This window comes from Rhodococcus sp. 14-2496-1d, from assembly GCF_002259365.1.
GTDB lineage: Bacteria > Actinomycetota > Actinomycetes > Mycobacteriales > Mycobacteriaceae > Rhodococcoides.
The window spans coordinates 159639-185824 of the sequence record NZ_NPFV01000013.1 but is presented as its reverse complement, the minus strand read 5'-3'; the positions used below and the strand labels follow the sequence as shown (position 1 = coordinate 185824).

The following is a 26186-nucleotide window of genomic DNA, read 5'->3' as shown; positions in this document are numbered from 1 at the left end:
CGAGCCGGACAACGGCAGTGGCAGTGGCAGTGGCAGTGACCGCCGTGCAACGGATCGCGGCGCATACAGGGACCTGTTCGGCGACGGCACCACCGTCGGGTGGCTGCCCTGGATGGGACCACTCTCCCGCAACACCTCCCGGCAACTCGCCTGCGACTGTGTCCTGACCGCCATCGTCATGGACGAGCACGGATCCCCGATCAACCTCGCCCGCACCGCACGCACCGTCACCGCCAAACAACGCAAAGCCCTCATCGCCCGCGATCACGGTTGCGCGTTCCCCGGCTGCGGAAAACCCGCCGCCTGGACCGAAGGACACCACATTCGGCACTGGGGCGACGGCGGACCCACCGACATGAACAACCTCGTCCTCCTGTGCGGATTCCACCACCGACTCCTCCACCACAGTGACTGGGAAGTATTCATCGGCGTCGACAACCACCCGTGGTTCGTGCCACCGGCCACCGTCGACCCGTACCGACAACCCCGACCATCCCACGCCCGAGCAGGCCCCCACATCGCCTGAGCCTGCCCACACGAACCGCAGAAACAATCCAGCCCCGCACCGAGAACACGGTGCGGGGCTGGAAGAGGTTGGTTCAGGAACCCGAGGGAGCTGCCGGCGGAGCGGGAGGAGTCGCGCCATCTGCCGGAGCAGGCGGCGTCACACCGTCACCCTCAGCACCCGGTGTGGGCGGAGCAGGCGGCGTCGCACCGTCAGCCGGGGCAGGCGGCGTCGCACCGTCAGCCGGGGCGCACAGAGGAGCAGGTCCACCCTTGCCCGGGCCACCCTCAGCTGGTCCACTCGGCCCACCCTTGCCCGGACCCCCGGCGGGCGGTGCAGGCGGAGTTGCCCCGTCCCCCGGTGCCGGAGGAGTGGCACCGTCCGCCGGTACCGGAGGAGTTGCCCCGTCCGCCGGTGCCGGAGGAGTTGCGCCGTCCGCAGATCCTGGCGGTGTCGGAACGGCGGGCACCGTCGATCCGTCACCGGAGTCCGGGGTTGCCGGCACCGCAGGTACATCCGACCCGCCACCGCCGTCGGTCCGCTGTCCGAGGGTCGACGACGACGCCACCGTGGAGACTCCGGGTGAGACGTCCGGACCGGTGGCAGCGAAGACTGCCGACGCCACCAGCGCTCCTACTGCGAGCCCCGCTGCGGCCGTCGCCACCATCGGCACCCGTCCCTTCCACCGCTTCGGTTGGGTCTCTCGAACCGCGTTCCCGGGGACTGGCTCCGGGTTCGATGCGGCGGGGATCGGTTGAGTCTGATCGTTCACGTTCACTCCTTGTTCGAGTCTTTGTCGTTCGTTTCGGTCTGTCATCGACCCTGCCGCCGCTAGCTGAAGTCACCCTGAAGCCGGCCGCATCTTCAGGATCACTTCAGCTGGTGGGCGACAATCGAGGCATGACATACAGTTCCGCTCCCCGGGTGATGGTGGTGGAGGACTCGCTACCCATCCGAGAGGCGCTGGTCGCCGCGTTCGAGGACGCGGGATTCACCGCTGCGTCCTTGCCCGACGGTGACGACTTCGACACCACGATGGCAGGCTTTCGCCCCGATGTCGTGATTCTCGACGTCATGCTGCCCGGCGCGCGGGACGGGTTCGCGTTGATCGACGTCGTCCGCCAGAGCAGCGATGCAGGAATCATCATGGTCACCGCGAAGGATCAGTTGGAGGACCGCCTGCGCGGATTGAGCGACGGCGCAGACGACTACGTGGTCAAGCCGTTTCAGCTCGACGAGGTGGTCGCGCGAGCGAGATCGGTGCTGCGTAGACGCGGCAGATCCTCGGACGCAATCCAAGTGGGCGATCTATTGGTGGACGAATCCGCGGGGGTCGTCACGCGCGCCGGTCACGTCCTCGATCTGACGGCGACAGAACTTCGCTTGGCCACGTTTTTGGTCGCGCAGCGCGGACGCACGGTGTCCAAAACGTCCATCCTCGAATCGGTCTGGGGCTACGGCGCGTACGACGGCAACCTGGTGGAAGTTCACATCAGTGCGTTGCGTCGCAAGATGGAAGCCCATGGGCCACGGTTGATCCACACTGTCCGCGGCCTCGGTTACGCTCTGCGGGCCCCGCAGTGAACCGCACACCCACGCCCTCGTTGCGTACCCGCGTGGTCGCCACCGTCGTCGTGCTGTTCGCAATATTGCTGGTGATCGTCGGGTCGTCGGTGGATGTCGTTCTCGGTCAACAGCTTCGGCGTGATCTGGAGGCCCGGTTGACCGACAGGGCATCCCGTGCGGTCGAGCTGGTGGACAGCGGCGTCGGGCCCGGTGATCTGGTGCAGGCGTTGCAGGGCGACGCCATCCGGGTTCGCGTCACCGCCGCGGACGGCACGGTGTACGGCGTACCCGGCAGCGGACCGCCCGGCCCGGATATCAGGCCCGCGACCCCGGCTCCGCCCGCCGGCCAGTCGAAGGCTCCCAGCCCTCCCGGTCCACCCGATCCTCCTGCCCCGCCGTCGGATTCGTTGGAAATCACCGAGCCCTTGCCCGATGGATCGACGCTGTCACTGCTCGGCGACACCACCGCGATCGCAGATGTGCGCCGACAATTGCGCATTCTCATGATGGGTGCCGGTGCAGTCACTCTGCTACTGGCCGCCGCCGCATTGATCTACGCGGTCAGGCGCGCCTTGTCCCCCCTGGACTCGATGACGTCGGTCGCACGCCGAATCACCAACGGCGACAGAGGGCGACGACTACTGCCGTCCAAGCCGAAGACCGACCTGGGCCGCACCGCATCGGCCGTCGACGAGATGCTCGACGCCCTCGAGGATGCCGAGCGCAAGGAAGCTGCGGCAGCCCAGTCGGCGCGTCGGGCAGAGGAGGACATGCGCCGATTCCTGGCCGACGCGGCACACGAACTGCGCACACCGGTGGCCGGGATCTCGGCGCTGGCCCAGTCGTTGCAGCGCGACGCGGAGCACCGCCCCGATCGGGTCGGCAGGTGGAGCGACTTGCTGGTCGGCGAGTCCGCCAGGGCCTCGCGTCTGGTGGGCGACATGCTCGATTCCGTTCGTGCAGAGAACACTTCGGAGCTGGAGTTGTCCGACGCGGATCTCGCCGACGTGGTTCGACGCACCGTCGAGCGTGCTGCACTGCTGTCCCCGCAGGTCCGGTTCGAGGTCGACGCCTCGCAACCGGTGCCGGTCAGGGTGGACGTCGGCCGCATCGAGCAGGTTCTGTCGAACGTACTCGACAATGCCGCTCGCTTCACGCCGCCGGGCGGTAGCGTCCGAGTGACGACAGGAACCGAGTCACAGGCGTTCGTCACCGTCGACGACGACGGTCCCGGTGTCGCCGAAGCCGATCGTGAGCGCATCTTCGAGCGGCTCGTTCGGTTGAATGCTGCGCGTGACCGTTCCTCCGGCGGCGTCGGACTCGGGTTGTCCATAGCGCGCACGCTGGCGCGCGCTCATGGCGGCGAACTCGTCTGTGCCGCAGGGCCTACCGGCGCGCGGTTCCGACTGACACTTCCTGGCCCCACGGGTCGTTCCGCGGGCTCCACTCCGGCGAACCACCGATAGCTACTCGACGATCAAGTCCATCAACAGGCTGTCGTGCCACCCGCTCGGGCCCTTCTCGTATCGACGCATGATCCCGACCGGCTCGAATCCGACTGCGCTGTAACAGGCTATCGCTGCCGCGTTGTCGGCAGCGGGGTCGATCACCACACGATGATGCCCCAGTTCGGCTGTCAGGTACCGCACCAGCGTGCCCACGGCATCCTTTCCGACGCCGCGGCCGTGCACTGCCGGGTCGAGGAAGATATCGATCGACGCGTGCCGGTACATCGGATCGGTCTCCTCGCCGTACTGGATCAATCCCACTGGTGCGCCGTCCAATTCGACGACCAGACGCTTCTCGTCGGGGTTGTCGAACGGCCAGTTCTCGTCGGCGTCCTCGTCGCCCCATCGCGCGTACACCTCGGGGGTGTGCAGTATTCGGCGTAGCTCCGGCACATCCTCGGTGGTGACGGGCCGCAACACGACCCGTTCACCACGGAGGTTCATCGCGTGGCTCTACTCGGCCCGCTTGGCCGCACGCGCGGCGAGGTCCTGGGCATCGAGCTTGTCTGCCTCTTCGAGGGTCGGTGCGCTGCCGCCCAATCGCGCAGGCACCCAGTAGGCCCCTGCCTCGTGGTGATAGTTCTCCTGAAGTTCGAGCAGCATCTTCTGCATCACCGTGCGCAGCTTCTCGGTCAGTTCGTTCGGCGGACCAACGGGCGGTAGCGGTTCACCGACGGCGATCGAGATAGGAGTGTTTGTGCGGCCCAACCGTTTCGGGTATCCCTTGGTCCACACGCGCTGTGCGCCCCAGATGACCGTCGGGATGATCGGCACGCCTGCCTCGATGGCCATGCGCGCCGCGCCGGACTTGAATTCCTTGATCTCGAAGCTGCGGCTGATGGTCGCCTCCGGGTACACGCCCACGAGTTCACCGTTGCGCAGGCTCTGGACCGCCGACTTGTACGACTCCGCACCGGCCCCTCGATCGACGGGGATGTGCCGCAGTGCACGCATGATCGGGCCGGAGATCTTGTTGTCGAAGACTTCCTTCTTCGCCATGAATCGGATGTAGCGCTTCACCCGTCGTGGCGGTAGCCCGGCGTAGGTGAAGTCCATGTATCCGGTGTGGTTGACGGCGATGACGGCTCCGCCGGTGGCAGGGATGTGTTCCTCGCCCTCGACGTCGAATTTCAGGCCCTCGAACGCGAACACTGCACGAGCGATGCCGATGACTGATCGATAGACGGGTTCCACAGTCCGTTAGCGTAGTCGGTGGACGATGTCGGAGAAAAGGTCCGGCAGATGACAGGTCCGGTCGAAAGCAACGGGGGAGAGACGACGTGAAGAACAGTGCGGCACCACCACGGCGGACCAGGGTCGTCCGGACCGCGCTGCCGCTGATCGCAACGCTCGCGCTGGTGGGAGCCTGTGATTCCGCAGTCGGACTGCCGTCCGAACAGTCCGGAGCCTCGAGCACCACCACCGAGACAGCGGCGTCGACGACAACTCCGACCACAGCCTCCGCGACCACCGCGACGCCCCCACCGATCCCGCCAGGCCCACCCGTCGGCGAGGTTCCCGGAAACCCCGACGCCGCGATGGCGCTGCGTCCGTTCGTGGGCGACCTCACCGGCGGCGGAATCGGCGTCGTCACGGTGCGGTGCTGGACGGTTCCGCCCACCGACATTCCGACGATGTACGTCGACCCCGCAGCGATCCTCGCTGCCGTTGCCGCCCCCGGCGTCGACGGCCAGTACGCGGTCACCTGGACCGGGCCCACCGCAACGGTCAGCGTGAAGCGCAGTGAGATCGCGTCCGGCTACGCGTGCCCCACTGTCTACCCCACCGGCACCGCCCCCGTGTTCGACGCGGCAGACGCGGTCTACACCGTCGATCGCTACCTGGGACGTCTCGCCGGGACTCCGGTCAACCTCGGCGATGTGGAAGAGACGTACCCGATCGTGTGCGACGGCCGTCGGACCTGGGATGCGCTCGGGACCGGCGTTCCCACTGCCCCGCCACTGGTGGACAATCCCGACATCCTGCCCGGCATCACCTCGTTCGACCCCGACAGCGTGTTCGTCACCGGGCAGAACGGCATCTACACCCAGGTCAACGCAGACATCGTCGACGCGTCCGGGGTGTACCAGAACCGCACGTTCGTACTGGCCATCGGCGGCGAGGGCTACTGCATCGGCGATATCGCCTGAGCCGACCGGACTAGCGCAGGAGTGGAGCCTGCGGAACGACCCAACTAGCGCAGGAGTGGAGCCTGCGGAACGACCCAACTAGCGCAGGAGTGGAGCCTGCGGAACGACCCAACTAGCGCAGGAGTGGAGCCTGCGGAACGACCCAACTAGCGCAGAACATCCGTTCCGACGAAGGGCACCAGAGCCTCGGGGACGCGGACGGTGCCGTCGGCCTGCTGGTGGTTTTCGAGGATCGCGACGATCCAGCGGGTGGTGGCGAGGGTGCCGTTGAGCGTCGCCGCGGTCTGGGGCTTGCCGTTCTCGTCGCGGTAGCGCACGCCGAGGCGTCGGGCCTGGAACGTCGTGCAGTTCGAGGTCGAGGTCAGTTCGCGGTAGGCCTGCTGGGTGGGAATCCAGGCCTCGCAGTCGAACTTACGAGCTGCCGAGGAGCCGAGGTCTCCGCCTGCGGTGTCGATGACGCGGTAGGGCACCTCGACGGCGGCGAGCATTTCCTTCTCGTATTCCAGCAACTTCTGGTGTTCGGCGGCTGCGTCCTCGGGCTTGATGTAGGAGAACATCTCGATCTTGTCGAACTGGTGCACTCGGATGATGCCGCGGGTGTCCTTGCCGTAGCTGCCCGCTTCGCGGCGGAAGCACGACGACCATCCCGCGTACCGTTTCGGGCCGTCGGCGAGGTCGATGATCTCGCCCGAGTGGTAGCCCGCGAGGGCTACTTCGGAGGTGCCGACGAGGTAGAGGTCGTCGGCTTCGAGGCGGTAGATCTCGTCTGCGTGTGCGCCGAGGAATCCGGTTCCCGACATGATCTCCGGCCGCACCAGCACCGGCGGGATCATCATGGTGAAGCCGTTCTTGACGGCTTTCTGCGCGGCGAGCTGCAGCAATCCCTGCTGCAGCAGCGCGCCGTAGCCGGTCATGAAATAGAAGCGCGAACCCGAGACCTTGGCTCCGCGTTCCATGTCGATGAGGTTCAGTGACTCGCCGAGCTCGAGGTGATCCTTGGGCTCGAAATCGAACTCCGGGATCTGCCCGACGGTCTCGAGCAGCACGAAGTCGTCCTCGCCGCCTGCGGGCGTGCCGTCCTGGACGATGTTCGAGATCGCGCGATGGGCCGTGTCGAGGGCTGCGTCGGCCTCGGTTTCGGCGACCTGAGCCGCCTTCACTCTGGCAGCGAGCTCCGACGCTCCGGCGAGCAGCGCGGGACGGTCCTCGGCGGAAGCCTTGCCTACCTGCTTTCCCAACGCTTTCTGCTCGGCACGCAGCTGATCGCCCGCCAGCACCGCAGCGCGGCGGGAGGCGTCGGCATCGAGAAGTGCGTCGACGAGAGCGGGGTCCTCGCCTCGGGTGCGCTGCGAGGCGCGCACTGCATCGGGATTCTCGCGAAGGAATTTCAGGTCGATCACGAGAACGAACCTTACTTGCCGAGCAACCCCAGGTAGTCCTCGCGTCCGAACATCGTGGCGGCATCGATTGCCGACGGGTGACCGCCGTGTGGATCGGCTCCGCCGTCGACGAGCACGCGCACCACGTCGTCCTCACCTTTGAAGACCGCGCCCGCGAGTGGGGTCTGCCCTTTGTCGTTGGGCTTGTTCACATCGGCACCGCGCTCGACCAGCGCACGCACAGCATCGGTGTGTCCGTGGTACGCGGCGAGCATGACCAGCGTGTCACCTGATTCGTTGTGCAGATTCACCGGAACGCCTGCGTCGACGTAACTCGCCAGAGCGGCCGCGTCACCGGTGCGGGCCATCGTGAACAGTCGGCCGGCGAGCTCGCTGAGGTCGTCGTCACCTGTTGGGTCGCTCATGAGGACCGAACATACTCGGGCATGATGGAGGGTGATGTCCGGATACGAAACAGACTCTCCGCCGAGCGAGAAGTCTCGGCGAACACTGTCTGCAACCACAGCTCGACGCGGGCTGGCCATGGTTGCGGTCGGTGCGGTGCTGGCCGCGGGCGCGACGGTTTTTCTCTCCGACGGGTTCTCGACGCCCGAGAAGATCACCACCCATGCGACGGCCGGAGGGCCTGCGACCGATGGCCCCGTTTCGGCGTCGTCCTTCGGTGCCGCCGATCCGGGCGCATGCCTGCAATGGACACCCACCGACGATCCGGAGACGGACCGACAGGATCTCGCCGAAGTTTCCTGCGCCGATCCCCATCGCTTCGAGGTGGCTCGCGACATCGACATGAGCGTCTACCCCGGCGTCGAGTTCGGTCCGGGCTCGCCGTATCCCGGTTCCATCCGGTTCAGCGAACTGCGCGACGAACACTGCGAGGCCGCCGTCGACGACTACGTCGGAGCCAAGTTCGATCCCAACGGACGCTTCGGCGTCGGGCTGATGTTCCCCAGCCAGGCCGGATGGGCCAAGGGTGAGCGGACATTGCGCTGCGGAGTGCAGATGCCGTCGAACACCGGTGCGCTGATGGAGATGACCGGCTCGATTCTCGACCAGGACCAATCGAAGGTCTGGCCGACCGGCACCTGCGTCGGCATCAACCAGAACGTGCCTGCCGATCCGGTGGACTGCTCGGCACCGCACGCGTACGAGGTGGCGTCGGTGATCAACCTGACGCAGCAGTTCCCCGGCGGACACCCGTCCGAGGCCGACCAGGACGCATACCTGGAAGCCACGTGCACCGACGCCGTCAACGGCTACCTCGGCTCGGATACCGCACTGCGAGACAAGACGCTCACCCTGTTCTGGGACACCATCGACGTCGCAAGTTGGCTCGCCGGTAGCAGGCAGGTGACGTGCTCGGTGGGCAAGGAACTCGATTCCGGCGGCTTCGCGACCATCGTCGGTACCGCCAAGGGCGACATCCTCATCAACGGTGCAGCTCCCGTCCCGCCGCCCTCCGCTCCCGACGGCCGCGCATTGCCGACACCACTGCCCGGTGCCGCCCCGATCACCACCGGAGGGTGACATTCCCACCCACATGACGCGTGTCGACTTCGAGGAAGCCGTGTCCGACGCACTCGACACCCTGCCGCGCGAACTCACCGACTTCATGAACAACGTGGTGGTTCTCGTCGAGGAGGAACACCCCACCGAGGACATCCTCGGACTGTACGAGGGCATCGCGCTGACCGAACGCTACGAGTACAGCGGCCACCTACCGGACGTCATCACCATCTACCGCAAACCGATCCTCGAGATGGTCGACGACGAAAACGAGGCCCGACGGGAAATTGCAATCACCGTCGCCCACGAAATCGGACATCACTTCGGCATCGACGACGAGCGACTGCATCAACTCGGATTCGGCTGAGCACACTCACTCCCCTCCCCCGGACCGCTCGCTCACCCTCGACCGGTTCACCCTCGCACCGCTCACCCCCGGACGCGTGAATGGACCATTGCACACGTCTGAGCGGTGCAATGGTCCATTGACGCAGAACCGGGCTACGCCGTGACTGCCTCGCGGCGGATCGGGCGTACTGCGCGGTCGGTGAGGAACGCGAATGCCAGTCCCAGAGTCAGCCACAGGGTCGCCTGGGTGGCCAGGGACGACAGTCGGAATTCCCAGAGCAGGGTGGCGGGGAAGTCCGAGCCGACCTCGTTCACACCGGGCAACAGCGCATAGCCGATCCCGACCACAACCAGGAACGCGAGCAGCGGTGCGCCGACGCGGATCGCCACCGAATGCTGCGATGCGACCGCCTTGGCGATGTAGATCCCGATCGCGACGGCCAGCAGACCGAGAATCACGGTCGCCAGCCACAGCCAGGTGCGCTGGGTGATGGTCTCCGGATCGCCGACCGCGGGCGGGTTGGCCGGGTACTTGAAGAACGGCACCGCTTCGATGGCCACCCATCCGGCACCGGCCCCGACGAGGGCCAGTACCGATCCCGGCAGGGAGCTGAAGCGTCGCCCGTAGTGCAGTGCCGAGGCGAAGATCGCGCCCAGGGCCAGGCCTGCGAGTCCGGTGGCGAGGAACAGTCCGACGCGTTGTCCGTCGCGACTGACGAGCGGGTCCTCGTCCCCGTGCGAATGTGCGGCAGGGGCGCTGTCGGTGTGATGGTCGTCGGCACCGGCTGCTTCTTCGATGGCGATGGCCGAGTCGATGTGTGGCTCACCGACGACGTAGGCGACGGCTCCGGCGAGCAGGCCTGCGAGGAGTCCGGCGAGCAGACCTCGCACCAGGAGTTGGACGAAGGTGCCCTGCAGTGTCGGGCCGTGTGTGTCGGTCAGTGGCATGGCAGGCCCAGCAGGTGGCGGCCGTCGTGCATCAGTTCGTGCATGTACATGCCACTGCGGGAGATCGCGCCCTGATCGAAACCGACGAGGTAGAGCACGACGAAAGCGAGCAGAATCGTTGCGGCGACGATGACGGCAAGGGCAGCCGACTCCGTCGTATTACTGGGTGCGTGAATGATTGCCATGGTGTGTCCTTCTGGGATATGCGTCCCGTAGTCCCCGCTCGAAAACGGGGACGGCCATGCGATGAACGAGTTTTCTGACTCTCGAATTCGGACATATGCCCGACGTCGATCACAGTGGCGCAACCGCTCCGGATTTTCACCGGATTACCTGCGTACATCGCGTCTAACCTGCGAACTGTGGCACCGAACGCGATGCTGTGTCAATCGCTGTCCCGATCCACCGCAGCTCGATGCCCAAATGGCACGGTGCCTGAGCCACAACCACACGGTGCCTGCGCCACAATGACCCAGTGAGTGCGCCCGTGACCCGACTGATCCTGGTGAGCCACGCCAGAACCGACGCGATGCGCACCGGCCGGTTTCCCGGCGACGAACCACTCGACGACGCGGGTCTGCGGGACCTTGCCGCGGTGACCGACATTCCCCGAGCCGGCCGCGTCCTGTCCGGCCCGGAAACCCGCTCGGTCTCCACGGCGCGCATCTTCGGCTCGGACATCTCGGTCGAACCCGCGTTGGCCGACATCGATTACGGCCGGTGGTCCGGTCTCGAGATGACCGATCTGCCCGACGCCGACGCGATGGCCTGGTTGGGCGATCCGGCGTTCGTTCCGCCGGGTGGCGAGTCCCTCGTCGCGCTGTTCTCTCGCGTCGAGACGTGGCTGAGTACTGTCGGATCGACGCCTGGCCGCACGCTGGCGGTTACCTCTCCTGCCGTCGTTCGAGCCGTGGTGGTGCTGGTGTTGGCGGCCCCGGTGTCCTCGTTCTGGCGCATCGACGTCTCCCCGCTCACGCGCACGGCGGTCAGCCGTCGAGGCGGCGCGTGGACTGTGGGCTCGGTGGCCCGGAAGTTCGTCTGAATTTTTCTCGCGTCGAGGGAACCGAACCGAACACGGCGGCGTCCTACCTACCGACAGCGCAAAGTTCTTCGATCAAGGAGCGTGGCTCATGACCGTCATCAAGGTGGATCCGGTGGCACTGCAGCTCGCTGCCTCCGAGCTCGATGCGGTCGCCGCTCGCTTGCAGGCAGCTGTCACTGCGACGGCAATCCCCGTGCGGCCGCTACCACCGGGCACCGACGAGGTCTCGTTGCTGACCGAACGATTCTTCGGCACCGCGGCCGATACCTTCGGACCCGCTGCAGCACAGGGCATTTCGGAGTTGCACCGGGCAGCCGAGGAACTGCGGAAACAGGCCGCGGACTACGTGGCCACCGACGACGACACCGCCGGGGGCCTGCCCGGCCTACCCGGCATCTGACGCACCGAACTCGACCGCAGCAGACAACGCTCGAAACGACACAACGCTCGAACATCATGGGGGCCATCAGATGACGCTCGGAGTGACAGGTGTGGTGTGGCTGCCACGCACGGCGACGGGAAACTCGACGCGATTGCTCGGTTCTGGACCGGTGCCGTTGCACGTCGCCGGCGGTGCGTGGGGTTCGGTCGCTGCGGCGTTCACCGAGGCATCGGCGAGTATCGCCGCCGTCACCGCGGCTTTGACCGCAGGCTGGGAAGGCGAGTCGGCACTGCTCGCTCAGGCTGCGCTCGGCCGCTTCGCGACCTGGACTGCCGCCACGGCAGTCAAGGCAGCGGCGCTCTCGGTCGAGGCCCCGGCGGCAGGCACCTCGTACGGCGTGGCGTTGGCGACCATGCCCTCCCTCGTCGAGATCGGAGCCGTGCAGGCGGCCAAGGTCACCGCCGCCTCGACGGGTGGCGTGATGAACGGCAGCTACGAGGCGGCCGAGGTGGCCGATCGACTGCTCGACATCCGCGCCGCGATGGTGATGGAGGGCTTCGAGCTGGTCTCCTCGCACCGCATCGTCCAGACCACGTTCGACCGGCCGCCGGCCATCGTCTCCGATTCGGGCACCGGCCTCGGCAGATTCGCCGACGGCGCGCTGATGACATCGCCGGTTCAGGCCGCGATCGGCGGCCTGATGGCCGCAACCCAGAATCCCGGTGTTGCCGCGGCGGCAGGTCAGATCGGTAGTGCTGCCACCTCCATCGCCAGTACCGGCGTCTCGACCGTGGCCACCGCCGCCTCCAACATCGGGTCGAGTGCACTGTCCGGTGGCGTCGGGGCCGGTGGTGGATTCGCGCCCGGCGTTTCGGCATCTCCTGCCGTCGGTCCGGCGTCCACGCGTCCGGTGTCGTTCGGCGGCGGCGCAGGCGGAGCAGGTGGGCTCGGCGGTGGCGGCGGACTCCCTGGTTCGACGTTGGGGCCAGGAGGTGGTGGCTCGATGCCGGCCGGTGCTGTTCAGAGCGGTCCGACGGCGTTCGGCGCACCATCCCCGGCCGATAGCGGCCTCGCTCAGCGCGGAACGGGCGCGGCCGGCGCCCCGGCATCCGGCACGCGCGGGCAGGCCGAGGACGACGAACACCAGACCCCGGACTACCTCAAGCAGTTCGAGCACTTCGCGGACGGCCGCACCGTCGCGCCGTCCGTCATCGGCGCGGATCCGACCGTGCCGGACATCAACGGGAACGGCCGTTGATCGACTTGGGAACCGTGCCGGTGGGCCACACATTGCCGATCGCCTCACTCGGTGCGGACGAGATGGATTTCTTGGTCGACGAACTGTCGATCGTCGAGCTACCCGTCGTCCTGAACGTGTTCCCGCGTTTCGACGACGCAGCTGCGCGGGATTCCGCATTGGAACGTGGCCGCTGCTCCCTCGACTCGGCCGGACTGTCGGCCGGCGGCCGCGTCCACGAGGATCTTCGGCAGTGGATGCGTGTTCTCGAACAACCTCGCTGGTATGTCTCGGTCCGTGTGTTCGACGTCGAGAGTGCCGAGCCCGTTCCGGCCACTCGGATCTGCGTTGCGTCCGACGATCGATTGACGGTGTCGGCGGTGCGGCGAGACGACGTGGTCACCATCCGCGCCGTCGACGGTGATCCGGCCCGAGACCTCGCGGTGTCGATCGGCTCGGCTGTCGCATTCGATCCGGGCAGTATCAATGCGCCCACCGATCTGCTGGCCGAGGCACTCGATGCGGCACCGAGCGACGTCGGAGCAACCGCGTCTCGGCTACGCGGAATCGGGATAGCGCCCGACCGCACCGCGGCTCTGGCGTCGGCGATGGCCACGTGCGCAGGCAGAACCGAGATCACGGCCGTGGCCCGCAGCAACGGCACCCGCCATGTGGCCGGCAGACCGGTCGCCCTGTTCGACACCCGAGCCGGACGCATCCTCGCCACCTCCACCCTCGCCGCCGACGGCACGTCGTGGAGTTCACTGACCGGCGCAACGGATCGCCGAGTTACCGCTGCCCTGGCCGAGCTGATCTCATCGGCGCAGGGCCTTCTCGCTAACTGATCGGGTTGTCGGCCTCGTCGCTGCCCTTGCCCTCGAACGGTGGCAGGAACGTGCCCCACCGGACGCAGGACCACTCGCCGTCCGGCAGCGGGAGCAGCTCGACGGTGTGAGTGTTGTCGAGATGGTTGTCGGCCGCGAACGTGCCCTCGACGCCGGCCAGCACCGCCGCGACCAGTCGGATTGCGGCACCGTGGCTGACGACGACGACGTCGCCTGCGGTGTCGTCACCCAGGTACTGCGCGCGGAGGCCGTCGAGCACCGGGACGTAGCGCTCCAGAACCGAATGTCCGCTGTCGCCTCCGGGCACGGTCGCCGCCAGATCTCCGGCGTGCCAGCGACTGAAGATCTCGGTGAACTCCCGGTGCGCATCCGGGTCGTCGCGGTCCTCGAGATCTCCGGCAAAGGTCTCCTGGATTCCCTCGGTCACCAGCAGGGGAACCCCGGTAGCTCGCTCGATGTAGCCGGCAGTCTGCTTGGCGCGCAACGCAACCGAGGACACCAGCACCGCGGGTGGGCGTCCGATCCAGGTCTGCGCGTAGGCCTCGGCCTGCTGGTGCCCCAGCTCGGTGAGTTCGGCTCCCGGCGGTGAGGTGTCCAGTACCTTCGCGACGTTGGCCGTCGTCTGACCGTGCCGGACCAGAATCAGTTTGCCCATCACAGATCACCGCGTCCGGCACGAACGTCTGCTACCCACTGCACGTGTTCGTCGATCGGCGGCGGTACCGATCCACCCGTTCCCGTTGTGGTGGGCCAGGATCCGAGGAAGCGCAGGGGCATCTTGCGGTGAAATGCGGCCAGCATCTCCGCGACGAGCGGGTCGTCGATGTGACCCGCGCAGTCGACGAAGAACCTGTACGTTCCGAATCGTGAACGCGTGGGCCGTGATTCGATGAACGTGAGGTCGATGTTGCGAATTCCGAACTCGGCCAACGCTGCCGGCAGTGTGCCCGGATCGTTCGGCGGTTCGAGCACCACCGAGGTGCGGTCGGCACCGGTGCGCGCAGGCACCGATTGCGGCGCGGTCACCAGCACGAAGCGAGTCCTTGCGCCCTCCACGTCGATGATCCCGTCGGCCAACTGCGGCAACTTCAGACGCTCACCGGCGAGCCGCGTCGACACCGCGGCATCGACCATTCCGGCCGCAACGTCTTCCGCTGCACCGGCATTGGACGACGCGGACTGCACCACGGCGTCGGGCATGGCAGCCTGCAGCCACTGGCGCACCTGATTGAGTGCGATCGGGTAGGCGCTGACCGTGCGGGCCGAATCGAGGGTGACACCGGGACCGCCGAGAATGGTGAAGGCCACCTCGATCTCGGTCTCGGCGACGATCTGCAACCGGCGGCCCTCCGACAACGCGTCGAGCGTCGGTGGAACCGCTCCCTCGATGGAGCTTTCGATGGGGACCACGGCCGCGTCGGCCGCACCCGATCGCACGGCCTCGAGCGCTGACGGCGGGTTCGACGCCGATATCCGCTCGACCGCCCCGTCCAGGCCGACTGCGCCGAACGTTCCGAGCCTCTCGAACTGAGCAAGCGCCATCTCCGTGAACGTTCCCGATGGGCCGAAGTAAGCGATGCGAGGCACGCCTCGAGGTTACGTTGTCGACGTCCGTGAAGCGATCAAACCGACGTCGACGAGCCGGGCGCGGGCGGCAGCAGCGTCGGCGATCTCGATTCCGAGCAGCACCTCGCGCACCGCCTCGGCCGCCTCGGGGATGAGAGCCCGCAGTGCGGCGACGTTCGGAGCGGCGAGGGCCGAGGCGATGTCGTCCCCGCGCAGCGACGCCACCGTCGCAGCAAGGATCGCGAGCACATCGTCGCCGGAGTCGGCGCGGGCGACGAGGCCCACATCGGCGTGCGAGACCACCGCGAGGACGTCGGCGATGCGCCGTGGGGTGTCGCCGACGTCGATGCCAGGAGTCCGGTGGGCGAGGACGACGGCCTCCGCGGTCTCGGCCACGTCGATCGCGTCGAACATCGGGAAGACGACCAACGGCGAGGGCAACCGCAGCGTGAGCGCATCGGCGAGGTGCTCGACCGGGGCGTCGACGTGGAACCGTACGGCCTCGTAGCCGCCGGTCATACCGGCCCGGAGCTCGTCGGGGTCGATGTCGAGGTGCACCGCGATGCGCCCGAGGTCGTCCGACTCGGACAGTTCGAGCAGGGTCGAAGCCCGCACGACGGGCGGGCCGTACTCGGATCCACGCGGGGCAGCGGCGAGCGAGTGGGCGTCGGCACAGATCGGCTGCAGCAGTCCGTGGACGAGCGCGTTCGGGTCGGGTCGGTGTGGCACACCGAGGGTCAGCGGAATCGGCACGCCTCAACGGTAGACCCGGCTCTGGGTCGTTCCGCAGGCTCCACTCCCGGGGCCTGGGTCGTTCCGCAGGCTCCACTCCCGGGGCCTGGGTCGTTCCGCAGGCTCCACTCCCGTGGCCTGGGTCTTGCGATCCTCGCCACACCGCGCTAACTTAGGTTTGCCTCACCTACTCGCCTGACCGATCGCATCGGAGGAGCCCATGCTCGGCGCAACCACCACCGGACCGACCACCGCCGAACGCGTGCGCAGTGCCTGCATGCGCGCCGAGGGCGCAGCCCTGGCCATCGACGGCAGCGGCCCGGTGATCACCACCCTGCACCACCTTCGTCCCAACGGGGAGATGATCCTCGCCGTCCCCACCGACTCCCTCGACAGTGCGGTCACCGGGCAGTCCTCCCGTGCCGGAACGCCCGCCGTCCTCGAACTGACCGATCACGCGCCGCTCGCCCTGCGTGAGCCGGTGCGGTCGTTGGTGTGGCTTCGGGGCGATCTACGTCCGGTTCCGGAATCGCTGATGCGACCCATGGCCGGAGCGGTGGCCGCCGAGCATCCGCATCCGGCCCTGCTCGACGTCGGCCACACCACCTCGCTGATGCGTCTGATCGTCACCTCCGCCGTGGTCGCCGACAGCACCGGAGCGGAGCCGGTCGACGTCGACACACTGCTGGCCGCCGAACCCGATCCCTTCTGGGAGATGGAGACCAGCTGGCTCGAGCACCTCGACGCCGACCACCCGGACCTGCTGGCCCAATTGGCCCGACGCCTCCCGCCGTCGCTGCGGCAGGGTCGAATCCGGCCGCTGGGCATCGATCGCTACGGCATTCGACTGCGGATCGAGGGCGAATGCGGCGACAACGACGTCCGGCTGGGATTCACCGAGCCCGTCCAGGACGTCCTCTCCCTCAGTCGCGCGCTTCGCGTTCTCGCCGGTTGCCCGTTCCTGAACGGACTACGCGCCCGCGGCTGACACCTCACTGCACGAAACAGGGCAGACTCGTGCGGTGATCGACTTCAAGAGCTGGTTGACGCCACCGCCGCCCGCGAGCACGGCTCCCCCGCCCGATGCCCGCGAACGCACCACCATCAAGGTCGAGATCGCGATCGTCCTGCTGGTGACGTTCGGCCTGAGCGGTATGAGCAGCATCCTCTCGCTCGTCGAGGACGCGCTGCAGACCGCTGCCCTGTCCGATCAGACCGTGGCGCTGAACTCGTCGCGGTCGAGTTTCAGCCTGATCGATCTGCTGTTCCAGCTGCTGAGCATCCTGCGTCTGTGCGCCTGGGGTGCCCTGGGGTTGTACCTGCTGTGGCGAGCCGATCTCGCACCACGAGCGATCGGGCTGGCCCGTCCGCGGCTGAAGATCGACCTCGGTCACGGCGTCGGACTGGCCGCACTGATCGGGCTGCCCGGCCTGGCGCTGTATCTGGTGGGCAACGCCCTCGGGTTCAACCTGAATGTCGTTCCCAGCGCCCTCGACGACCACTGGTGGCGCGTGCCCGCACTGATTCTGTACGCGCTGGCCAACTCCGGTGCCGAGGAGATCATCGTCGTGGCGTACCTGATCTCTCGCCTGCGCAGACTCGGTCTGAGCGAGAACGCGTCCCTGCTGTGCTCGTCGCTGCTGCGCGGCAGCTATCACTTCTATCAAGGTGTGGGCGGTGGTGTCGGGAACTTCCTCATGGGCCTGGTGTTCGGCCGCTACTGGCAGCGCACCGGCAGACTGTGGCCCCTGCTGATCGCGCACGCTCTGATCGACATCGTCGCCTTCGTCGGCTACGCCCTCCTGCGCGAACATCTGTCGTGGCTCCCGTGAATCGGACGTCGAGTAAGACCGCTGTTCCCGCGACGACGGTTACAGTCGATTCGTGAACGACGACGATCGCTATGGACGGCACGGCGCGCCGGACCGGCGCACGCCGCCTCCCGGTCGAACGCCGCCACCGAACCGAACGCCGCCGGCGGACAGATCCACGCCCGGCCGGCACGGTCGTCCCGATCCCGCGCCCCGGCAAGGTCCACCCCCGCAGCAGCCTCCGGGTCCACCGCGACCCCGTCAGCAGCCACCCGGGCAACAGCCGCCCCAGCCACGGCCCAACCGCCCGCCGCCCGGCCGACAGCCGCCCCCACGTGGGTATCGACCGGGCCAGCCGCCGCCGGAGGGTACCGAGTTCATCCGACGCGACGGCCGCCCCATTCCCGGGCCGGACGGGCCACCTCGGCCGACACCGGTTCCACGCGACAGCCCTCAGCAGGCCTGGTCGCAGGCACCCGAACCTCGTTCGGCACAGTCGTATCCAGCACAGTCGAATCCGGCTCGAGCGGATGCGGCGAATTCGACGCGTCAGTACTCACGTTCGCAGGACGATCCACCGGGTCGCACCGGATACGCGCCGCGTCAGCAGCCGGAGCCGTTCACCGAGGAGCGCAGGCAACCGCCTGTGCAGCGGGCGCTACGTCGTCCCGAACCTGTTCGGCCGCAACGTGATTCTCGGTCACCGAAAGCGGCGAAGCCGCGCAGGCACCGACGCTGGGGACGACGCTTCCTGATCGTGTTGCTGGTTCTCGTGCTGGGTATCGGAGGTGTCGTCTACTACGTCGACAGTTCGTTGACGCGCGTTGACGCCCTCACCTCGTATCCCGGGCGCATCGGCGACACCCCCGGCACCAACTGGCTTCTCGTCGGGTCGGATTCGCGGGCCGGCCTGACGCCGGAGCAGGAAGCCGCGCTCGCGACCGGCGGCGAGGTGGGCCCGAGCCGCACCGACACGATCATTCTGATTCACATCCCCGAGGGCAGCGGCGCGCCGACGATGGTCAGCCTGCCGCGCGATTCGTACGTGTCGATTCCGGGCAACGGCCAGGACAAGCTCAACGCGGCCTTCGCATTCGGTGGGCCGCCACTGCTGGTACAGACGGTCGAGGGTGCAACCGGTGTGCACATCGATCATTACGCCGAGATCGGATTCGGTGGCTTCGCCGGGATCGTCGACGCGGTCGGTGGAGTGAACGTGTGCGTGCAGAATGCAATCGACGATCCGTTGGCGGGCATCAACATTGCCGCCGGTTGTCAGGATCTCACCGGAGCCGAGGCGCTCGGATTCGTGCGATCCCGCGCGACGGCACTGGCCGACATCGACCGCATGAACAATCAACGCGCGTTCATGTCGGCCCTTCTGGAAAAGGCAACGAGCGCTTCGACTTTCCTCAACCCACTGCGGTTGTGGCCGCTGGTGTCCGACACCGTATCGTCGTTGAGCGTCGACGAGGGAGATCACATCTGGAACCTCGCCGCGCTGGCCTGGGCGATGCGCAGCGGCCCGGTGACCACGACGGTGCCGGTCGGCGGATTCCAGGACTCCGACGTCGGAAACGTTCTGCTGTGGGACGACACTCGCGCGCCGGCATTCTTCGACGCCATCGCACAGGATCGCGAGATCCCGCCGGAACTGCTGACCGGCGGCCCCTGATCGGCAGGCGGGAGCGGTAGGCGGGAGAGGAGCCTGCGGAACGACCCTGGGTTGTAGGTTGAGGACCATGACATCGCCGTCTGCCCAGCCCGCCGCCCCCGGTACGTCGTTCCACGACCTTCTGCGCGCCCAGGTCCGGCACGAGTTCACCGCTTCGCAGCAGTACGTCGCCATTGCGGTGTGGTTCGACCGCAACGATCTACCGCAGCTGGCCACGCGTTTCTACGCTCAATCCGCCGAGGAGCGTCGGCACGCGATGATGATGATCCGTTTCCTCATCGACAATCGGCTCGAGGTCGACGCGTCGGGCATCGACGACGTGGTGACGGCATTCCGGTCGGTCGTCGAACCGGTGGAACTGGCACTGACTCAGGAGTCGACGGTGACCGAGCAGATCACCGCGCTCGCGCGCGCTGCCCGGGCCGACGGCGACTACATCGGCGAGCAGTTCATCCACTGGTTCCTCACCGAGCAGGTCGAGGAGGTGGCGGCGATGCAGAGTCTGCTCAATATCGTTCGCCGGGCCGGAACCAACCTGTTCGACATCGAGCAGTACGTCGCACGCGAGATCGGCTCGACGGTGATCCGCGCCACCAATGCCCCGAAAGAAGCCGGAAGAGCGTAGTTTGCGCCCTGCTCAGAGCGGACATTTAGGATTCACTGTATTAGGCTACGTTCGCCTCAATAAGGTTCGACTTGGATGACAACGCCTCTGACCAGGCATATTGTCCTCGTCATGAGCGTAGACATCAAAGAAACCAGCCACACCAAGTTCCATGCACTTCTCCGCGACCAGATTCGCAACGAGTTCAACGCCTCGCAGCAGTACATCGCCACCGCTGTGTACTTCGCGAATGTCGATCTGCCGCAGCTGGCCAAGCACTTCTACGCGCAGTCGGTCGAAGAGCGCAACCACGCGATGATGATCGTGCAGTACTTCCTCGATCGCGACATCACGGTCGAGCTGACCGGCGTCGACGCGTCGAAGTCCGTCTTCACCGATCCCCGTGAGGCCATCGCCCTGGCGCTTGCGCAGGAGGAGACCGTCACCGAGCAGATCATCGCTCTGGCGAGCACCGCACGCGAAGAGGGCGACTACCTCGGCGAGCAGTTCATGCAGTGGTTCCTCAAGGAGCAGGTCGAGGAAGTTGCCAGCATGAAGACGCTGCTCAACATCGCCGATCGCGCGGGCCACAACCTGTTCGATCTCGAGCAGTTCGTCGCCCGTGAGATGAACACCAGCGTGACGGCCGACTCGGGCGCACCCACCGTCGCCGGCGGATCGCTGTAGATCCCGCCGCACGTCTGGGCAAGTAGCGCGCTCATACGGGTGGCCGCCCGAACAAGGATTCTTGTTCGGGCGGCCACCCGATGTGCTTTTCCGAGCAATTCCTCTCGGCCGTACATCCGGCCGGGAGCCGTCAGCGCAACGTGACCTGACGACCGCGCAAGCCGTCACGTGAGCGCAGCTGCGCTGCCGTGAGCGGAGCGTCGACAGCGAGAGCCTCGGCCAGCTTCTCGCCGAATTCCTTTGTGGGCGCGGCCCATTCGGTGGGGTGCATCTCGGGGTCGAGGTCGAACACCGGCACCAGCAGTCCATGTGTGCGGAACGAACCGGCGTAGCGCGAGCCCTCACCCAGGTTGAGATCACCCGCAGCGTGCAGCCGCGCGAGAGCGAGCATCACGTCGTCCTCACTCTCCGGACGAACCCACCGGATGTGCGCCTTGTCGCCGGCATCCACCCACCACGCCGCGACGACGCCGTCGGCTTCGATCCGCGCCGAGGGCATGATCGCCTGGTTCGCGCGCTCCACGGTGGCAGCCACATCGGCTGCGGGAGTGGCACTTTCGGGGATCCACCAGTTGAAGTCCTGATGGACGGTGATCTCGAGCAGAGCGGACGCGTCGAGCACCTCGGTCAATGCGGGGGTGGCGTCGGTGATCTTCGCGGCTTCGAGCGACTCGCCCGCGGACGCGGTGGACACCCAGCCCAATGCGCTACTGATATCTGCTGCAACGTCTTTCGATTGCGTCTGCACCTGTAGGCCGACGAATCCCTCGACGGTGCCCCCGTCTTCGCGCACCAGTGCCGCGACGGCTCCGGGCAGTACCGTTGCCAGTGTGATGGTGCGACCGTCCACGGTGATCGGCGCGGTTGCCGTCGCCGACGGGACGAACTCACGCAGCGCTACGAGGTCGCATTCGGCAGCGAGGCCTTCGAACGGGCGCGTCGACGCCGATTCGATGCTCGCCCGTTCCGCTTCCCGCTGCGCCAGCTTCGCTGCGCGGTTGCTGTCCTGCTTCGGTCCACTGTTTCTTTTGCTCTTACCCACGCCCGAAAACCTACACGTTCTTCGATTCGAGCCAGGCTCGCGTTCGACCGGGATGGTTGGTGGCAATCCAGCCGACACCGAGCTCGCGGCACAGCTCCACGTCCTCTTTCTCGTCGACGGTCCACACGTAACTGGCCCGGCCGGACGCTGCTGCGCGGTCGATGATGGCCGGGTGCTCACGTAGCGCACCTATCGACGGACCGACAGCGGTGGCCCCGACGGTCGTCGCCGCTCCCCCACCGAGGTAGTGCGAGCTGTCGCCGAGGAGCACCGTCGGAAGCATCGGAGCCGACCGCCGTACGCGCCAGACGGCCGATGGCGCGAACGACATGATGACCGCGCGCGAGTGGTCGGCCGACGCGGGTGCCCCGATCCCGAACGTGTGCAGCTCGGCGAGAACCTTGCTCTCGATCAGCGAGCCGTACCGCACGGGGTGCTTGGTTTCGATGAAGAGTTTGACCGGCTTGCTGGTCCAGTCCAGGACGAGCGAGATGAGGTCGTGCAAGGTCAGAAGTTCGGCGGGTTCGTCGGCGTCGCCGTAGTTGAGTCGGGCGAGTTCGGCGAAATCCATCTCGCTGACGATGCCGGTGCCGTTCGAGGTTCGATCGACCCGGCGATCGTGCACGCACACGATGTGCCCGTCCTTGGTGAGCCGCACGTCGCATTCGACGCCGTCCGCTCCCTCGCGCAGCGCGAGGTCGTAGGCGGCGAGAGTGTGTTCCTTCTTGGCCGCGGACGCACCTCGATGCGCGACGACCAGTGGCCCACGACGATCGGGACTCACGACGCCGTCACCGCCTCGGATTCGTACTCGGGTTCCTTGTCTTCGCGCTGCTTTTCTTCGGGCTGCTGCTGTTCGGGCTGCTTCGGCTTCTGCTCGGTGCCGCTGGCGAGCACCCAGCGGGTCGGTCGTGACACGGCGGAGCCGCGCAGCGTGCGGCCTTCCAGTCGGCGCATCACGGCCAGGGTCGATACGGCCGAGACCGCGGCCACCAGTGCCACGAACGCCGACAACAGAACTCCGTCGGCGCGGGCCTGAAGGGAATCACGCAGGTTCCACAACAGCTGGACGATCACCAGCGCATTGCTCGCTGCCCAGAGCGCCCACCAGATGCGAACCAGTGTCAGTTCGCGGTGCACGTCGGCATCGGCACCGCCTCTGAGGCGGACCACCTCGGTCAGGTAGACCCCTGGCATCACGATGCGGACGAACGGCAGCATCGACATCAGCAACATCGTGCGCACCGAGCGCGGATCGGTGGAGCCGGCGGCAGCGAAGGTACGTCTGCGCCGGTCGATCAGCCAGCAGGACGAGGTGATCAGCGCCGCCAGACCGATGAGCAGTGCACCGACCTGAGCGAAGTACACCAAGGCGTCGGACACGGCCAGGGTGATCGGCGAAATCAGTCGCACTCGGTTGTGCAGCAGGATCCCGTACCTGAACACTTCGGCGAACGCGGCGAGCGCCAGCAACATCGCGGTGACGAGGACCAGGTTCTGAGCGTTGGCTGCGTATCGCTCGACGCGACCGATGCTGCGATCGGCGTCGGGGTCGCGGGGTACGTCGCGCAAGCCCCAGGTAGGTGTCGAGGTGTAGTGCGGCGTCGGGGTCGGCGATACGGATCGGCTGCGGCGCTCGGCTCTACTCGACGAGATCGCCGGTCGGGCTACCCATCGGAAGTTTCGGGCACCGTGCGCGGGCGCCCTGGTGGACACCGGCGAGAGTAGTACTCCGTGGCAGCGGGGGCACCACGTACCCGGCCGTGCGCCGACAGCCCAACGAGTGCTGCAGCGGGCACAGACCTGGAACGCCTGAGCGCGTCCCTGCGGTGCCGACATCTAGATGATTCTCGCTTCGTGGTCGTCGTCGCGCTGGATCGGTCGACCAGCGGCCTGCCAGGCGAGCATCCCACCGTCGACGTTGATCGCGTCGTATCCCACGCGGTTGAGGTATTCGACGACGCGCGCCGAGCGACCACCGGCTTTGCAGACGACGTACACCTCGGACTGGTTGTCGATCTCACCGGCGCGCGATGGGATGTCGCCCATCGGGATGTGAACGGCGTCGGGTGCGTGTCCGGCTTGCCACTCGTCGTCCTCGCGCACGTCGAGCAGGATGGCCGCCGTCGGGAACGGCACCGGAAGACGATCGACGGTGACGGCGGGAGACTGCTCGGGATGCGACACACCTCGATCTTGTCACGCGTCCGCGCGGGCCTGCCACCCGTGTCCTTTCGACCGAAGCGCCGTCTCGCTATGACCTGCGTCACTCAAGTCACATGAGTTATCCACAGTATCCACAGATCGATCCACAGAATCGGGGCCTGTGCCGGTTTCTATTCACAGGTCAAAGCTCCGAGTCGGTCTCGCGGTGTACCGAATACCAACTCCGCCTGTGGATCGATGGTGATTTGACACAGCCGTCGTCTGCGCTTCCGATAATCCGCTGTTTAGGCTGGCGAACATGACTTCCACAGAGCTGCGCGTCTTCACCGAACCGCAACAAGGCGCCACGTACGACGAACTGCTCCGCGTCGCGAAAGCTGCCGAGGAGTTCGGCTACGGCGCATTCTTCCGGTCCGACCACTACCTCGCGATGAGCGGCGACGGCGGCCCCGGCCCCACCGATGCCTGGATCACCCTGGCCGGGCTCGCCCGCGAGACCTCGACGATTCGGCTCGGCACCCTCGTCACCTCCGCGACCTTCCGCTACCCGGGGCCGCTGGCCATCAGCGTCGCCCAGGTCGACGCGATGAGCGGTGGTCGCGTCGACCTCGGGCTCGGTGCGGGCTGGTTCGAGGACGAACACAAGGCCTACGGCATTCCGTTCCCGCCGCTCGGCGAACGCTTCGACCGACTCGAAGAGCAACTTGCCGTCGTCACCGGACTCTGGAACACACCCGTCGGCGAGACCTTCTCGCACGCCGGCACGCACTATCCCGTCACCGACTCCCCCGCGCTGCCCAAGCCGGTGCAGACACCGCACCCGCCCATCGTCATCGGCGGCGGAGGCAAGAAGCGCACCCCGGCACTCGCCGCGAAATACGCCGACGAATTCAACATCCCCTTCGCCTCGCTGGCCGACACCGAGACCCAGTTCGGTCGCGTCCGCGCAGCCTGCACAGCCGCCGACCGCGACCCCGACTCCCTCGTCTACTCCAACGCCCTCGTCCTCTGCTGCGGCCGCACCGAAGAAGAAATCGCACGACGCGCCGCCGCCATCGGCCGCGAGGTGTCCGAACTACGCGAGAACGGTGCCGCAGGAAGCCCAGCCGAACTCGTCGACAAAATCGGCAGCTTCGGAGCCATCGGCGCGACCCGCGTATACCTGCAGACCATGGACCTCACCGATCTCGATCACCTCGAACTCGTCGCATCCGAGGTTCTTCCGCAGCTCTGACCGACCAGAAACCGACCCGCCCGAGTCCACTCAACGTGACATCGACTGCCCAAAAGTCCACTGAATGTCACATTGAGTGCCCATGGGGGGCTCGGTCAGGCGGCGGATCGGGTGCGTAGGCGTGAGTAGTGCGCGCTGATGTGTCGTGCGGCTGGCAGTTCGATCCAGCGGTAGATGATTTCGGCGAGTGCGGCGGTACCGGCCAGGAATGCCAGGACGGCGGCGGTGGGGCCCAGGTGCGGTTCGACGGTTGCGTAGATGCGGTAGAGCACGAGGGTGTGGATCAGGTAGATCGCGTAGCTGCGGGTGCCGATCCACTTGACGACGGGCCAGCGGGTGATGGGTCCGTCGTATCGGGCGAGGACGAGGACGGTGCCGGTGACGACCAGCAGGGTCCAGAGGTAGGTGCCGCCCATCCAGAAGGTGTGGACTTCGATGGCCAGTCGGATCACTTCGATCTGGGCGATGACGCCGAGGACGACCCATCGCCAGGTGATCAGTCGTGCCCATCCGAGGTAGATGATCTGGCCGAGGAACAGGGTCGGGAGTACGCCCGCGACCTTGGTCAGGAACGGGATCGTGTACGGCTGCGGGAGGTAGAGGTTGTAGACGATCACCAGCGCGCACAGTGCTGCGCCGACCAGTGGCACCACGATGGGCCTGGTGCGCAGCGTTCCGCGCATGGAGATGCAGTAGAGGTAGAACACGATCTGCACGACGAGGGTCCAGGTGACACCGAGGACGGCGACCTCGGGTCGGAGGAAGAAGCCACCGAGGAAGAAGCTGAGAAATGCCTCTCCGTTGGTGATGCCGGGTTGGCCGCTGAACATCCCGTTGAGTCCGAGTTTGACGAGGATGACGGCCATCGCGATGGCGAACCAGAGGGCCGGGACGAGGCGGGCGAGACGCGCGACCATGAAGTCCCGACGCGATTGCCGCATGGCGGACCGGGTGATCAGCAGGCCGGTGAGCAGCATGAAGATGCTGACGCCGACGAAGGACAGGTGCATGTTGAGGCCGGCGTCCTGGATCAGGACGGTGTCGACGACGTCGATCATCCACCAGCCGCCGCCGACGTCGTCGAGCAGATAGAACGAGATGTGCGAGTAGAGCACCGCGAGGACGGCGATGACGCGAAGGAGGTCGGCACCGTCCATCTGCACTCGGGGCGCGATCACCGGCTGTGCGGCGACGGACTCGTCGACCGTGTTTCGGCTCGGTCGGTCCCCATCCAC

The 26186-nt window shown here is 66.8% G+C and carries 31 protein-coding genes and 1 riboswitch; of the genes, 16 read left to right on the top strand and 15 right to left on the bottom strand.

Annotation, left to right across the window (positions count from 1 at the left end):
* Window positions 1–526, top strand: a 526-nt coding sequence (locus tag CH296_RS10725) for an HNH endonuclease signature motif containing protein (protein ID WP_143546347.1), incomplete at its 5' end; no start/stop codon positions are given.
* A 73-nt stretch (window positions 527–599) separates the two neighbouring features.
* On the opposite strand, the gene CH296_RS29800 is transcribed toward CH296_RS10725, so the two are convergent.
* The gene (locus CH296_RS29800) at window positions 600–1277 is read right to left on the bottom strand and encodes a hypothetical protein (RefSeq protein WP_143546346.1); all 678 of its coding nucleotides are present in this window, start codon (window positions 1275–1277) and stop codon (window positions 600–602) included.
* 128 nt (window positions 1278–1405) lie between these two features.
* On the opposite strand from CH296_RS29800, the gene CH296_RS10715 reads away from it, so the two are divergent.
* Both CH296_RS10715 and CH296_RS10710 read left to right on the top strand, forming a co-directional pair.
* A complete protein-coding gene (locus CH296_RS10715; protein WP_235386961.1) occupies window positions 1406–2089 on the top strand; it encodes a response regulator transcription factor in 684 nt (227 codons plus the stop codon).
* Window positions 2086–3537: a cell wall metabolism sensor histidine kinase WalK gene (locus CH296_RS10710; RefSeq protein ID WP_094684678.1), complete on the top strand. Its 1452-nt coding sequence runs from the start codon at window positions 2086–2088 to the stop codon at window positions 3535–3537. Before CH296_RS10715 ends, CH296_RS10710 begins: the two co-directional genes overlap by 4 nt.
* Here CH296_RS10710 and CH296_RS10705 read toward each other — a convergent pair whose 3' ends face one another.
* Window positions 3538–4023, bottom strand: coding sequence for a GNAT family N-acetyltransferase (locus CH296_RS10705; protein ID WP_032396452.1), 486 nt, complete (start codon window positions 4021–4023; stop codon window positions 3538–3540).
* Between the two features lie 9 nt (window positions 4024–4032).
* A complete protein-coding gene (locus CH296_RS10700; protein ID WP_094631858.1) occupies window positions 4033–4773 on the bottom strand; it encodes a 1-acyl-sn-glycerol-3-phosphate acyltransferase in 741 nt (246 codons plus the stop codon).
* 86 nt (window positions 4774–4859) lie between these two features.
* On the opposite strand from CH296_RS10700, the gene CH296_RS10695 reads away from it, so the two are divergent.
* Window positions 4860–5729, top strand: coding sequence for a hypothetical protein (locus CH296_RS10695; protein ID WP_094684677.1), 870 nt, complete (start codon window positions 4860–4862; stop codon window positions 5727–5729).
* 146 nt (window positions 5730–5875) lie between these two features.
* On the opposite strand, the gene serS is transcribed toward CH296_RS10695, so the two are convergent.
* Window positions 5876–7129, bottom strand: coding sequence for a serine--tRNA ligase (gene serS, locus CH296_RS10690; protein WP_032396455.1), 1254 nt, complete (start codon window positions 7127–7129; stop codon window positions 5876–5878).
* 11 nt (window positions 7130–7140) lie between these two features.
* Window positions 7141–7533, bottom strand: coding sequence for an ankyrin repeat domain-containing protein (locus CH296_RS10685; protein WP_032396456.1), 393 nt, complete (start codon window positions 7531–7533; stop codon window positions 7141–7143).
* 34 nt (window positions 7534–7567) lie between these two features.
* Between CH296_RS10685 and CH296_RS10680 the strand changes: the two genes are divergently transcribed.
* Both CH296_RS10680 and CH296_RS10675 read left to right on the top strand, forming a co-directional pair.
* Window positions 7568–8653, top strand: coding sequence for a septum formation family protein (locus tag CH296_RS10680; RefSeq protein ID WP_032396457.1), 1086 nt, complete (start codon window positions 7568–7570; stop codon window positions 8651–8653).
* Between the two features lie 13 nt (window positions 8654–8666).
* On the top strand, window positions 8667–8999 hold the full coding sequence (locus CH296_RS10675) for a metallopeptidase family protein (protein WP_082073870.1): 333 nt from the start codon (window positions 8667–8669) through the stop codon (window positions 8997–8999).
* A 134-nt stretch (window positions 9000–9133) separates the two neighbouring features.
* Here CH296_RS10675 and CH296_RS10670 read toward each other — a convergent pair whose 3' ends face one another.
* Together CH296_RS10670 and CH296_RS10665 are read right to left on the bottom strand one after the other, a co-directional pair.
* A complete protein-coding gene (locus CH296_RS10670; protein WP_094684676.1) occupies window positions 9134–9928 on the bottom strand; it encodes a CbtA family protein in 795 nt (264 codons plus the stop codon).
* A complete protein-coding gene (locus CH296_RS10665; protein WP_032396459.1) occupies window positions 9919–10113 on the bottom strand; it encodes a CbtB domain-containing protein in 195 nt (64 codons plus the stop codon). The genes CH296_RS10670 and CH296_RS10665 overlap by 10 nt, the downstream gene beginning before the upstream one ends.
* A gap of 70 nt (window positions 10114–10183) precedes the next feature.
* A riboswitch (cobalamin riboswitch) is annotated at window positions 10184–10259 on the bottom strand.
* Window positions 10260–10403: 144 nt separating this feature from the next.
* On the opposite strand from CH296_RS10665, the gene CH296_RS10660 reads away from it, so the two are divergent.
* The 4 genes from CH296_RS10660 to CH296_RS10645 all read left to right on the top strand — a co-directional run bounded on the left by CH296_RS10660 (window position 10404) and on the right by CH296_RS10645 (window position 13434).
* A complete protein-coding gene (locus CH296_RS10660) occupies window positions 10404–10970 on the top strand; it encodes a histidine phosphatase family protein (protein ID WP_256980410.1) in 567 nt (188 codons plus the stop codon).
* An 88-nt stretch (window positions 10971–11058) separates the two neighbouring features.
* Window positions 11059–11370, top strand: a complete 312-nt coding sequence (locus tag CH296_RS10655; protein ID WP_032381057.1) for a PE family protein — start codon at window positions 11059–11061, stop codon at window positions 11368–11370.
* Window positions 11371–11440: 70 nt separating this feature from the next.
* Window positions 11441–12610, top strand: a complete 1170-nt coding sequence (locus CH296_RS10650) for a PPE domain-containing protein (protein ID WP_179277692.1) — start codon at window positions 11441–11443, stop codon at window positions 12608–12610.
* On the top strand, window positions 12607–13434 hold the full coding sequence (locus CH296_RS10645; RefSeq protein WP_094684675.1) for an ESX secretion-associated protein EspG: 828 nt from the start codon (window positions 12607–12609) through the stop codon (window positions 13432–13434). Before CH296_RS10650 ends, CH296_RS10645 begins: the two co-directional genes overlap by 4 nt.
* Here the strand turns inward: CH296_RS10645 and CH296_RS10640 are convergent.
* From CH296_RS10640 to CH296_RS10630, 3 genes are read right to left on the bottom strand one after another with little or no spacing between them, the layout of a single operon-like run.
* Entirely contained in the window at window positions 13427–14092 is a 666-nt protein-coding gene (locus tag CH296_RS10640) for a histidine phosphatase family protein (RefSeq protein ID WP_094646363.1), read from the bottom strand. The two genes, CH296_RS10645 and CH296_RS10640, sit on opposite strands and share 8 nt — an antisense overlap.
* Window positions 14089–15021: a prephenate dehydratase gene (gene pheA / locus CH296_RS10635; protein ID WP_045197959.1), complete on the bottom strand. Its 933-nt coding sequence runs from the start codon at window positions 15019–15021 to the stop codon at window positions 14089–14091. Before pheA ends, CH296_RS10640 begins: the two co-directional genes overlap by 4 nt.
* A 9-nt stretch (window positions 15022–15030) precedes the next feature.
* Complete coding sequence (locus tag CH296_RS10630; protein WP_094684674.1) at window positions 15031–15753, bottom strand: hypothetical protein; 723 nt, start codon at window positions 15751–15753, stop codon at window positions 15031–15033.
* 199 nt (window positions 15754–15952) lie between these two features.
* Between CH296_RS10630 and CH296_RS10625 the strand changes: the two genes are divergently transcribed.
* The 5 genes from CH296_RS10625 to CH296_RS10605 all read left to right on the top strand — a co-directional run bounded on the left by CH296_RS10625 (window position 15953) and on the right by CH296_RS10605 (window position 20509).
* On the top strand, window positions 15953–16720 hold the full coding sequence (locus tag CH296_RS10625) for a DUF2470 domain-containing protein (RefSeq protein ID WP_032396466.1): 768 nt from the start codon (window positions 15953–15955) through the stop codon (window positions 16718–16720).
* Between the two features lie 34 nt (window positions 16721–16754).
* Window positions 16755–17564 carry a CPBP family intramembrane glutamic endopeptidase gene (locus CH296_RS10620; RefSeq protein ID WP_032396467.1) on the top strand — a complete coding sequence of 270 codons (810 nt, stop codon included), beginning with the start codon at window positions 16755–16757 and terminating at the stop codon, window positions 17562–17564.
* Between the two features lie 358 nt (window positions 17565–17922).
* Entirely contained in the window at window positions 17923–19218 is a 1296-nt protein-coding gene (locus tag CH296_RS10615; RefSeq protein WP_373557278.1) for an LCP family protein, read from the top strand.
* Window positions 19219–19285: 67 nt separating this feature from the next.
* Window positions 19286–19843, top strand: coding sequence for a ferritin (locus CH296_RS10610; RefSeq protein ID WP_094684673.1), 558 nt, complete (start codon window positions 19286–19288; stop codon window positions 19841–19843).
* 111 nt (window positions 19844–19954) lie between these two features.
* Complete coding sequence (locus CH296_RS10605; protein ID WP_032396487.1) at window positions 19955–20509, top strand: ferritin; 555 nt, start codon at window positions 19955–19957, stop codon at window positions 20507–20509.
* Window positions 20510–20639: 130 nt separating this feature from the next.
* Here CH296_RS10605 and CH296_RS10600 read toward each other — a convergent pair whose 3' ends face one another.
* The 4 genes from CH296_RS10600 to CH296_RS10585 all read right to left on the bottom strand — a co-directional run bounded on the left by CH296_RS10600 (window position 20640) and on the right by CH296_RS10585 (window position 23738).
* Window positions 20640–21551 (bottom strand): DUF5926 family protein, encoded by a 912-nt coding sequence (locus CH296_RS10600; protein WP_045197954.1) that lies wholly within the window; start codon window positions 21549–21551, stop codon window positions 20640–20642.
* 10 nt (window positions 21552–21561) lie between these two features.
* Window positions 21562–22335 (bottom strand): glycerophosphodiester phosphodiesterase, encoded by a 774-nt coding sequence (locus CH296_RS10595; protein ID WP_032396470.1) that lies wholly within the window; start codon window positions 22333–22335, stop codon window positions 21562–21564.
* Window positions 22332–23267, bottom strand: coding sequence for a DUF4328 domain-containing protein (locus CH296_RS10590; RefSeq protein ID WP_179277691.1), 936 nt, complete (start codon window positions 23265–23267; stop codon window positions 22332–22334). Before CH296_RS10590 ends, CH296_RS10595 begins: the two co-directional genes overlap by 4 nt.
* A 123-nt stretch (window positions 23268–23390) precedes the next feature.
* Window positions 23391–23738, bottom strand: a complete 348-nt coding sequence (locus tag CH296_RS10585; RefSeq protein ID WP_032396471.1) for a rhodanese-like domain-containing protein — start codon at window positions 23736–23738, stop codon at window positions 23391–23393.
* A gap of 277 nt (window positions 23739–24015) precedes the next feature.
* Here CH296_RS10585 and CH296_RS10580 point away from each other — a divergent pair, with 277 nt between their 5' ends.
* Window positions 24016–24951, top strand: coding sequence for an LLM class F420-dependent oxidoreductase (locus CH296_RS10580; protein WP_032396472.1), 936 nt, complete (start codon window positions 24016–24018; stop codon window positions 24949–24951).
* A 95-nt stretch (window positions 24952–25046) separates the two neighbouring features.
* Here the strand turns inward: CH296_RS10580 and CH296_RS10575 are convergent, their stop codons facing one another.
* Entirely contained in the window at window positions 25047–26108 is a 1062-nt protein-coding gene (locus CH296_RS10575) for an acyltransferase (protein ID WP_094638032.1), read from the bottom strand.
* Window positions 26109–26186 lie beyond the last annotated feature (78 nt).